Raw genomic sequence first — 10,405 nt, forward strand, 5'->3', positions numbered from 1 at the left:
CACCGCCGGACTTAACTTGAGAATGATCGGGGAGGCCCGTCGCACATCGTGCGGCGGGCCTTCCTGCGTTAACGGCCGAGTCGTCCCGGGCGATCCTCCACGGCGGGGTGTTCGGGCTCGGTCGGCGTCTCCGCCATCGTGGCGGGGACGGGCGGGCCGCACCTCGCGCGGCGTCGCGTGCGGCTATGCGTCCATGCCCTGACATGGCGGTGGCCGCCCGGCCCGCCGATGAGCGGTGCGCGACCAGGACCATCCCGGAAGCCGGTCGGCTGCGCACGGAGGACGGCACCGGTTAGCCTGGGACCTGACTTCGGCGACACCCACAACACCACAGACATCATCTGGCCTTCGCGGCCGACAGGAGCACAGTGAGCGACTCATCCGACCGAGACAGCCGGCCCGAGGGCCAGGACCGCGGATCGTCGCACTCGCCGGGTGGACGTGAGGTCGGCAAGCCGCCGTACGAGCGCGGTTCCGCGGGTGCGCCTCGGGGGCCCCGTGAAGGCGGGCGCTCCTCCGGTGCGCGTGCCGCCGGGGGCGACCGCCCGGCTCGTGATGGTGAGCGCAAGCCCTGGTCCAAGGACGCGGGTGCTTCCGCCGGTCGGCCGCAGCGGGATGGAGAGCGCAAGCCCTGGTCGCGTGATGGTTCCGGACAGGCTCGTCCCGCTCGGGATGGGGAGCGCAAGCCCTGGTCGCGTGATGGTTCCGGACAGGCTCGTCCCGCTCGGGATGGGGAGCGCAAGCCCTGGTCCAAGGACGGTGGCGGTGCCGGCCCGGCTCGTCCGGCTCGAGATGGAGAGCGCAAGCCCTGGTCGAAGGACGGCGGTGCGACTTCCCGGCCGCAGCGTGACGGGGAACGCAAGCCCTGGTCGCGAGATGGCGGGTCGGGCGCGCCGCGGCCGGCCAGGGACGGGGAGCGGAAGCCGTGGTCCAAGGACGGTGGCCGGGATTCCGGTGGCCGGGATTCCGGTGGCCGTGATGCCGGACGTGGAGGCGCTCGACCGCCGCGTGACGGGGACAAGCTCTGGACCCGGGACGGCCGACCGGCACGGAACGATCGAGATGCCCCGCGCTACGAGGAGGCCCTGACGGAGGAGCAGCTGCGTGCGCGCGAGCTGCGCTCGGTCCGTCCCCGTCACGAGGATCCCGAGATCCCCGAGGACGTGACACCGGGTGACCTCGACCGCGTCGCCCGCAACGAGCTGAAGACGCTGAGCAAGGACAACGCCGAGGGCGTCGCGCAGCACCTCGTGATGGCCGCCCGACTGATCGAGGAGGATCCCGAGCTCGCGCACCGGCACGCCACCTCGGCGGCGCGTCGGGCAGGGCGCATCGCCGTGGTCCGGGAGTCCCTCGCCATCACCGCGTATGCCGTGGGCGACTACGCGCTCGCGCTGCGCGAGCTGCGGACCTACCGGCGCATCTCCGGAAAGGACGACCAGCTGGCCCTCATGGTCGACAGCGAGCGCGGTCAGGGGCGCCCGGACAAGGCGCTGGAGCTGGGCCGCTCCGTGCCGAAGGAGACCCTCCCGGCCGCGGAGCAGGTCGCGCTCGCGATCGCCATGTCCGGCGCCCGGCTCGACCTGGGCCAGACCGAGGCGGCCCTCGACGAGCTGTCGATCGCCCAGCTGAACCGGGACATCGCCTACTCCTACAGCGCTGACCTCTTCCACGCCTACGCGGAGGTGCTCGAGGAGCTCGGCCGCGCGGGGGAGGCGGAGGCCTGGCGTCAGCGCGCCGACGCGGCCGAGGCGGCCTTCGCGGATCCCGATGAGGGCTGGGACGACATGGTCGAGGTCGTCGAAGAGGAGCTCGAGGTGGAGGACGGGGAGGCGGACGGCCCGTCCCCCGCATCCGACGCTCCTGAGGCAGTCGGCGAGCCGAGCCCGCCGAGCGAGGACGGGGACAGCGCGGACATCGCCATCGACGTCGACGAAGAGCTCGACGTCGACGAGGAGCTCGACGTCGACGAGGAGCTCCCCGCCGACCGGAGCGGCGCCGCGGCCGAGGCATTCGCCGAGACGCCCGCCGCAGCGGACGCGATCGACGCCGGGGATGCGGACCGCGATGTTCGCTAGGGCTTCGAAGGGGAGCGCCCCGCTGGACGGCGTCGACGTGATCCTCGCGGACCTCGACGGCGTCGTGTACGCCGGGCCCGACAGCATCCCCCACGCCGTCGACGCGCTGAACCGCGCGGCCGGCGCGGGGATCCGGCTGGGCTACATCACCAACAACGCCTCGCGCACGGACGCGTCGGTGGCCGAGCACCTCAGCTCCCTCGGGTTGACGGTCGCGCCGGATGACGTCGTCACGTCGCCGCAGGCCGCCCTGCGCCTGCTCGCGGACCGCGTGCCCGCCGGATCCACCGTGCTCGTGGTCGGCGGCGACGGCCTCGTCCACGAGCTCGAGAAGGCCGGCTACGTCGTCACGCGCTCGACGGAGGACAGCCCGGCGGCGGTCGTGCAGGGCTTCGCGCCGGAGGTGGGCTGGACCCAGCTCGCCGAGGCGGCGTTCGCGCTGGCCGATCCGGACGTCGTGTGGGTCGCGACCAACACCGACTGGACCATCCCCGTCGCGCGCGGCATCGCGCCCGGCAACGGCACGCTCGTCTCGGCCGTGCACACGGCCGTCGGGCGCCTGCCCGTGGTCGCGGGCAAGCCGGAGACGCCGATCTTCGACGTGGCCCGCGAGCGCTTCGGCGCGCAGCGCCCCGTGTTCCTCGGCGACCGGCTGGACACCGACATCCTCGGGGCGACGCGCGCCGGCATGGCGTCCGTCCACGTGCTGACCGGGATCGACCGGGCGAAGCAGCTCCTCGCCGCCGAGGAGGACCAGCGGCCGACGTTCATCCTCGAGCACCTCGGGCAGCTGCACGAGCCGTATCCGGAGACGCGGTTCTCGCAGGAGGGTCGCGTGGCGACGGTCGGGAAGTCGTCCGTGCGCATCGCGGGCGACCGCGTGGAGGTCGTCAAGGACGGCGGATCCACCATCGACACGCTCCGCGCCGCGTGCGCCGTCATCTGGAACTCGGGCCGGCCGATCTACGGCCTGGACGTGCAGGAGTCGCTCTACGTCGCGGCCGGCGCCGGCGACGCCGGGCGGGCGTAGCGTGACGGCGTGAGCGACGACCCGGACGACACCGCTCGAGCGGCACCCGCTTCGGGGATGGCGCCCGATGCGGACCGCGACGTCGCCGAGGAGCTGGTCTCCCGGCTGCAGCTCATCGAGGAGCAGCCGCTCGGCGACCGCGCGGCCGCGTTCGCGCTGCTGCACGACGAGCTGCGCACGCGGCTCGAAGGCGGCGACGGGGCCGCGGCGCGTGGCTGACCGCGTGGACGGATCCGCGTCTGCGTCCGCGTCCACGTCAGCGCCCGCCGACGCGCCCGAGCCGGCGCCCGAGGCGGTGCTCGGCGGGGACCTGCGCCTCGACGCCGCCCTCCCCGCCCTCGGCCTCGCGCGCTCGCGCACGCACGCGGCCCGGCTCATCGCCGACGGTCTCGTCACGGTCGACGGGCGCGGGGTCGTCAAGGCGTCCTTCCGCGTGATGCCCGGATCCGTCGTCGAGGTCGCCGGCACCGACTCCTACGTGAGCCGCGGCGCCCACAAGCTCATCGGCGCGCTCGACGCGTTCTGCGAGGTCGAGGTGGCCGGGCGGCTGGCGCTCGACGTCGGCGCGTCCACCGGCGGCTTCACGCAGGTGCTGCTGGAGCGGGGTGCGCGCCGCGTCGTCGCCCTCGACGTGGGCCACGGGCAGCTGGATCCGCTCATCCGGGAGGACCCGCGCGTGGACGTCGTCGAGGGGTTCAACGTGCGCGACCTGACGCCGGAGTCGCTCGCCGGCGTGACGCCCGACGGGCTCGCGGGGGAGCGGCCGGCGCTCGTGGTCGGCGACCTCTCGTTCATCTCGCTGGGGCTCGTGCTGCCGGCGATCGCGCGCACCGCCGCGGACGGGGCGGACGTCGTGCTGCTGATCAAGCCGCAGTTCGAGGTGGGGCGCACGGGGATCCGCGAGGGCATCGTGCACGACCCCGGCCTCCGGGACGACGCCGTCATGCGCGTGCTCTGGGCCGCGTGGGACGCAGGGCTCGGCACGGCCGGCCTCGTCTCCTCCCCGATCGTCGGCGGCGCCGGGAACCACGAGTACCTCGCCTGGTTCAGCGGTCGCGCGGGGAGCAATCCGACACAATGGAGATCGACGTCGAACGAGATCACAGGAGCGTGAGCGAAGTGGCTGGACCCGCGAGGCACATCCTGGTCGTGTCCCACACGGGACGGCGCGACTCCATCGACGCGGCGCTCAGCGTGTGCGCGCAGCTGGCCGAGGCCGACGTGCACCTGGTGCTCACGGCCGACGAGAAGGCCGACATCCTGCCCTTCGCGCCCGACATGCACGGTGTCGCCGTGCTCGGCGAGGACGTGCAGACGGCGGACCTCGAGATCGTCATCGTCTTGGGCGGCGACGGCACGATCCTGCGCTCGGCCGAGATCGTGCGGGGCACCTCCGTCCCGCTCCTCGGCGTGAACCTCGGGCACGTGGGCTTCCTGGCCGAGAGCGAGCGGGAGGACCTCACGGCCACCGTGCGCCGCGTGCTCGACCGCGACTACACGGTCGAGGAGCGCATGACGCTCGACGTCACGCTCAAGGTCGGCGCCGACATCGTCTACCGCACCTGGGCCCTCAACGAGGCGACCGTCGAGAAGGCCAGCCGCGAGCGCATGCTCGAGGTCGTCGTCGAGATCGACGGGCGCCCGCTCGCCTCCTACGGGTGCGACGGCATGGTCGTCTCGACGCCCACGGGATCCACCGCGTACGCGTTCTCGGCGGGCGGCCCCATCGTGTGGCCGAGCCTCGAGGCCATGCTCGTGGTGCCGCTCAGCCCGCACACGCTCTTCGCCCGCTCGCTCGTCGTCGGCCCGGAGTCCACGGTCGCCGTCGAGGTGCTCAGCCGCACCTCCGGTTCCGGCGTGCTCTGGTGCGACGGACGCCGCACGCGCGACATGCCGCCGGGCGCCCGCGTCGAGGCGCGACGCTCCGCCATCCCGGTGCGCCTCGCGCGCCTCAAGCAGTCGCCGTTCACCGACCGCCTGGTGAACAAGTTCGAGCTGCCGGTCACCGGCTGGAGGGGGCCCGTCGACCGTGATTGAGGAGATCACCATCCGCGACCTCGGGGTGATCGGCCACGCCACGCTGCCGCTCGGGCCGGGCTTCACGGCCGTCACCGGCGAGACCGGCGCGGGCAAGACCATGGTCGTCACCGCCCTCGGGCTCCTGCTCGGCGCGCGCGCCGACTCGGGCGCCGTGCGGCAGGGGAGCGAGCGCGCGGTCGTCGAGGGCCGCTGGATCATCGCGGCCGACGGCCCCGTGCCCGAGCGGGTGCGCGACGCCGGGGGAGACGTCGACCCGTTCGGCGACGGCACGCGGGGCGAGCTCATCGTCACCCGGCAGCTCTCGTCGGAGGGCCGCAGCCGCGCGTCGGTCGGAGGCCGCGGCGCGCCGGCTGCGCTGCTCACGGAGATCGGCGAGCAGCTCGTCGTCGTGCACGGGCAGTCCGATCAGATGCGGCTGCGGTCCTCCACGGCGCAGCGGCAGGCGCTCGACCGGTTCGCCGGATCCGCGCTCGCGCCCGTGCTCGGCGAGTACCAGGAGGTGTTCCGCCGCTGGCAGGCCGCGCGCGCGGAGCTCGACCGCCTGGTCGCCGAGCAGGACGCCCGCACGCGCGAGGCCGAGGAGCTGCGCGCAGCCATCGACGCGATCGAGGCCGTGGCCCCGCAGCCCGGCGAGGACGAGGAGCTGCGCGAGCGCATCAACCGCCTCACCAACCTGGAGGACCTGCGCGCCGCCGCGTCCGCCGCCCACGAGCTCATGTCGTCCGAGGACGCGTCCGGCGAGATGGCCGACGCCGCGTCCGTGCTTGACACCGCGCACCGCCGCCTCGACCGGGTCGCCGCGCACGATCCCGGCCTCGCCGAGATCATCGAGTCGCTGGACAGCGCGCGGATCCTCGTGTCGGAGATCGCCGTCCAGCTGTCCGGCTACCTCGCGGGCCTCGACGCCGACGGCGCCCGCGAGCTCGAGACGCTCCAGGACCGCCGCGCCGAGCTCGCGGCCCTCACGCGCGCCCACGGGCCCACGGTGGAGGACGCGCTCGCGTTCCTCGACACGGGCAGCGCGCGCCTGCTGGAGCTCGACGGCGACACCGACCGCATCGACCTGCTGCGCGTCGAGGTGGAGCGGGACGAGCAGCTCGTCGGGGAGCTGGGCGCCCGCGTCACCGCGGTGCGCGAGGAGGCCGGTGCGCGGCTGGCCGCGGCGGTCACGACCGAGCTCGGCGCCCTGGCCATGGCCGACGCGTCCCTCGATGTGCGGGTGTCGCCACGCGAGGAGCCCGCGCTGTCCGGCGCCGACCGGGTCGAGATCCTGCTGCGTCCGCACGCGGGCGCCGAGGCGCGCCCGCTCGGCCGCGGGGCGTCCGGCGGCGAGCTGTCGCGCGTCATGCTCGCCATCGAGGTCGTGGTGGCGGGCGACGACCCCGTTCCCACGTTCGTGTTCGACGAGGTCGACGCGGGCGTCGGCGGCGCGGCGGCGATCGAGATCGGGCGGCGGCTGGCGCGGCTGGCCGAGCGCGCGCAGGTCATCGTCGTCACGCACCTCGCGCAGGTCGCGGCCTTCTCGACCAACCACCTGCGCGTGGTGAAGGGCGGCGACGGGCAGGTCACCGCGTCGAGCGTTACGCAGCTCGAGGGCGACGCCCGGATCCAGGAGATGGCGCGCCTGCTCTCCGGCCTGCCGGACAGCGAGAGCGGCCTGGCGCACGCGCGCGAGCTCGTGGAGACCGCGGCCTCCCTGCGCTGAGCGCAGCGACCGCGGCCGACGCGGCGCGCCGTGGCTGTCGCGGCGTCCCGTTTCCCGCGTAGGATGGAAGCCCGTGGCGGACATCAATTCAGCGGACACGGACCCGAGCTCGACGGACAGCATCACCAGCACGACAGGCGCGGCGAAGACGACCAGGCACATCTTCGTGACCGGCGGCGTCGTCTCCTCGCTCGGCAAGGGCCTCACGGCAGCCAGCCTCGGCAACCTCCTCACGGCGCGCGGCGTGCGCGTCGTCATGCAGAAGCTCGATCCCTACCTCAACGTGGATCCGGGCACCATGAACCCCTTCCAGCACGGCGAGGTCTTCGTGACCGACGACGGCGCGGAGACCGACCTCGACATCGGGCACTACGAGCGCTTCCTCGACATCGAGCTGGACCAGGCGGCCAACGTGACCACCGGGCAGATCTACTCCGAGGTCATCGCCAAGGAGCGTCGCGGCGAGTACCTCGGCGACACGGTGCAGGTCATCCCGCACATCACGGACGAGATCAAGCGCCGCATGCGCCTCCAGTCCTCCGATGAGCCGCAGCCCGACGTGATCATCACCGAGATCGGCGGCACGGTCGGCGACATCGAGAGCCAGCCCTTCATCGAGGCGGCGCGCCAGGTGCGCCACGAGCTCGGCCGGAACAACGTCTTCTTCGTGCACGTCTCGCTCGTGCCGTACATGGGCGCGTCCGGCGAGCAGAAGACCAAGCCCACGCAGCACTCCGTGGCGGCGCTGCGCTCCATCGGGATCCAGCCGGACGCCCTCGTGCTCCGCAGCGACCGGCCCGTCTCCGACTCGAACAAGAAGAAGATCGCGCTCATGTGCGACGTGGACGAGCGGGCCGTCGTGAACGCGGTCGACGTGCCGAGCATCTACGACATCCCCGAGATGCTGCACGGGCAGGGCCTCGACAGCTACATCATCGACCACCTCGGCCTCCCGGCCGCGGATGCGGTCGACTGGTCCGGCTGGAGCGACCTCCTCGACGCCGTGCACGACCCGAAGCACGAGGTCACGGTGGGTCTCGTCGGCAAGTACATCGACCTCCCCGACGCGTACCTCTCGGTGACCGAGGCCCTGCGGGCCGGCGGGTTCGCCCACTCCGCGCGCGTGAAGCTGCGCTGGGTCGCGTCCGACGAGTGCGAGACGCCCGAGGGCGCCGCGAAGAAGCTCGGCGACCTCGACGCGCTGTGCGTGCCGGGCGGGTTCGGGATCCGCGGCATCGAGGGCAAGCTCGGCGCGCTCAAGTTCGCGCGCGACAACATGATCCCCGTGCTGGGCCTCTGCCTCGGCCTGCAGTGCATGGTCATCGAGTACGCGCGCAACGAGGCGGGCCTCGCCGGCGCGTCCTCCAGCGAGTTCGACCCCGAGAGCGAGTTCCCGGTCGTCGCGACGATGGCGGAGCAGGTCGACATCATCGCGGGCGGCGACCTCGGCGGCACCATGCGCCTCGGCCTCTACGAGGCGGCGCTCGCGCCCGGATCCCTCGCCGCCGAGCTGTACGGCGCGCCCGTGTCGCACGAGCGCCACCGCCACCGCTACGAGGTCAACAACCAGTACCGCGACAGGATCCAGGACGCGGGCCTCGTGTTCTCCGGCACCTCGCCCGACGGCACGCTCGTCGAGTACGTGGAGCTGCCGCGCGAGGTGCACCCGTTCTACATCGGCACGCAGGCCCACCCGGAGCTCCGGTCGCGGCCGAACCGCGCGCACCCGCTGTTCGCGGGCCTGATCCGCGCCGCGCTCGACCGCCAGGCCGCCAGCACGCTGTTCGTCGAGGACGACGCCGAGGCGGTCGCGTGACGCACGCCGTCCCGGGCTCGCCGGCCGACGGCCTGCACGACGACGCGGTCTCGTACGACGTCACGTCGAGCGAGCGGGTGTTCCAGGGCAAGATCTGGGACATCCGCCGCGAGACGTTCCGCTACGGCGGCGGCGAGATCACGCGGGAGTTCGTCGACCACACGGGCGCCGTCGCGGTGCTCGCCATCGACGAGCGCGATCGCGTGCTCCTCATCAAGCAGTACCGGCACCCCGTGCGCATGCGGGAGTGGGAGATCCCGGCGGGGCTCCTCGACATCACGGGCGAGCCGCCGCTCCAGGCCGTGCAGCGCGAGCTCGCGGAGGAGGCCGACCTCGTGGCCGCCGAGTGGAGCGTGCTGGCCGAGTTCTACACGACGCCCGGCGGCAGCGACGAGGCGATCCGCGTGTACCTCGCGCGCGGCCTGACCCCCACGGCGGAGGCGTTCGCGCGCACCGACGAGGAGGCCGACATCGAGGTGCGCTGGGTGGACCTCGACGAGGTCGTCACCGCGGTGCTCGAGCGGCGGATCCAGAACCCGTCGACCGTGATCGCGGTGCTGCAGGCGCACGTCGCGCGCTCGCGCGGCTGGACGACGCTCGGTGCCGCCGACGCGCCGTGGCCGCGCCACCCGAAGCTGCGCGACGGCGACGGCGACCGCGACCGCGGAGCCGCGTCCGGCTCGTGACCGACGCGGCCGACGGACCCGGGGGAGCGGCGCCCGACGCCGCCCCCGAGATCCCGGTCGCCCTGCGGCGCGCCGTGGACCGCTGGCTCCGGCACGTCGAGGTGGAGCGCGGCCTGTCCCGCAACACCATCCAGGCCTACCGCCGCGACCTCGCGCGCTACGCGGCGCACCTCCAGGCGGAGGGCGTCACGGATCCGGCCGGCGCCACCCCCGCGCACATCGCCGGCTTCGCGCAGGGCCTCCGCGACCCGGCGCGCGGCGGCCTCACGGCGTCGTCGCTCGCGCGCATGCTGTCGAGCGTGCGGAGCTTCCACCGCTTCCTGGTCGAGGAGGGCATCGTCGACGTCGACGTGTCCGCCGACCAGAAGCCGCCCAAGCTGCCGAGCCGCCTGCCGAAGGCCGTCTCGATCGAGACGATGGGCCGGATCCTCGACGCCACCGACGGCGACGAGCCGCTGCGGGTGCGCGACAAGGCCCTGCTCGAGCTGCTCTACGCGACGGGGGCGCGCGTGAGCGAGATCACGGCGCTCACCGTCGACGACGTGCTGGGGCCCGACGGCGCCGCGGCCGAGCTCGTGCGGGTGCTCGGCAAGGGCGGCAAGCAGCGCATCGTGCCCGTGGGATCCTTCGCCCGACGGGCCGTCGACGCGTACCTCGTGCGCGTCCGCCCGATCCTCGCCGCCCGCGGCACCGCGACCCCGGCGCTCTTCCTCGGGCTCCGCGGCCACGCGCTCTCCCGGCAGAACGCGTGGCTCGTGATCAAGGCGGCCGCCGAGCGCGCCGGCGTGACGGAGGAGATCTCGCCCCACACGTTCCGGCACTCGTTCGCGACCCACCTCATCGCGGGCGGCGCGGACGTGCGCGTGGTGCAGGAGCTGCTCGGCCACTCGTCGGTGGCGACCACGCAGATCTACACGCGCGTGACCGTCGACACCCTGCGCGACGTCTACACGACCGCGCACCCGCGTGCCCGCCGGGCGTGAGCGACCCTCCCCGGTAGACTCGCAGGATCCGGCGGGATCCCGCGTCGGACGAGCGGCAGAGAGAGAT

At 73.7% G+C, this 10,405-nt stretch carries 9 protein-coding genes; all 9 read left to right on the forward strand.

The window, feature by feature from the left end; genetic code table 11:
• The first annotated feature begins 1,163 nt into the window (after nt 1-1,163).
• The 9 genes from ITJ44_RS14715 (at nt 1,164) to xerD (ending at nt 10,338) form a co-directional block, all read left to right on the forward strand.
• Entirely contained in the window at nt 1,164-2,078 is a 915-nt protein-coding gene (locus tag ITJ44_RS14715; RefSeq protein ID WP_370551708.1) for a hypothetical protein, read from the forward strand.
• On the forward strand, nt 2,068-3,108 hold the full coding sequence (locus tag ITJ44_RS14720; protein ID WP_194636298.1) for an HAD-IIA family hydrolase: 1,041 nt from the start codon (nt 2,068-2,070) through the stop codon (nt 3,106-3,108). The genes ITJ44_RS14715 and ITJ44_RS14720 overlap by 11 nt, the downstream gene beginning before the upstream one ends.
• A 9-nt stretch (nt 3,109-3,117) precedes the next feature.
• Entirely contained in the window at nt 3,118-3,327 is a 210-nt protein-coding gene (locus ITJ44_RS14725; protein ID WP_194636416.1) for a hypothetical protein, read from the forward strand.
• 76 nt (nt 3,328-3,403) lie between these two features.
• Nucleotides 3,404-4,222, forward strand: a complete 819-nt coding sequence (locus tag ITJ44_RS14730; protein ID WP_194636407.1) for a TlyA family RNA methyltransferase — start codon at nt 3,404-3,406, stop codon at nt 4,220-4,222.
• A gap of 5 nt (nt 4,223-4,227) precedes the next feature.
• The gene (locus ITJ44_RS14735; protein ID WP_370551709.1) at nt 4,228-5,145 is read left to right on the forward strand and encodes an NAD kinase; all 918 of its coding nucleotides are present in this window, start codon (nt 4,228-4,230) and stop codon (nt 5,143-5,145) included.
• Entirely contained in the window at nt 5,138-6,853 is a 1,716-nt protein-coding gene (recN, locus tag ITJ44_RS14740; RefSeq protein WP_194636300.1) for a DNA repair protein RecN, read from the forward strand. The genes ITJ44_RS14735 and recN overlap by 8 nt, the downstream gene beginning before the upstream one ends.
• A gap of 121 nt (nt 6,854-6,974) precedes the next feature.
• Nucleotides 6,975-8,669, forward strand: a complete 1,695-nt coding sequence (locus ITJ44_RS14745; RefSeq protein WP_194636408.1) for a CTP synthase — start codon at nt 6,975-6,977, stop codon at nt 8,667-8,669.
• On the forward strand, nt 8,666-9,355 hold the full coding sequence (locus tag ITJ44_RS14750) for an NUDIX hydrolase (RefSeq protein ID WP_194636301.1): 690 nt from the start codon (nt 8,666-8,668) through the stop codon (nt 9,353-9,355). The genes ITJ44_RS14745 and ITJ44_RS14750 overlap by 4 nt, the downstream gene beginning before the upstream one ends.
• Nucleotides 9,352-10,338 carry a site-specific tyrosine recombinase XerD gene (gene xerD / locus ITJ44_RS14755; RefSeq protein WP_194636302.1) on the forward strand — a complete coding sequence of 329 codons (987 nt, stop codon included), beginning with the start codon at nt 9,352-9,354 and terminating at the stop codon, nt 10,336-10,338. The genes ITJ44_RS14750 and xerD overlap by 4 nt, the downstream gene beginning before the upstream one ends.
• Nucleotides 10,339-10,405 lie beyond the last annotated feature (67 nt).

Origin of the sequence: Clavibacter sp. VKM Ac-2873, assembly GCF_015351075.1 — a bacterium.
In the GTDB taxonomy this organism is placed as follows: domain Bacteria; phylum Actinomycetota; class Actinomycetes; order Actinomycetales; family Microbacteriaceae; genus Clavibacter.

Excerpts from the sequence above, each read along its gene's own strand:
- ITJ44_RS14720 (WP_194636298.1), top strand. The coding sequence starts at position 2,068 with ATGTTCGCTAGGGCTTCGAAGGGGAGCGCCCCGCTGGACGGCGTCGAC.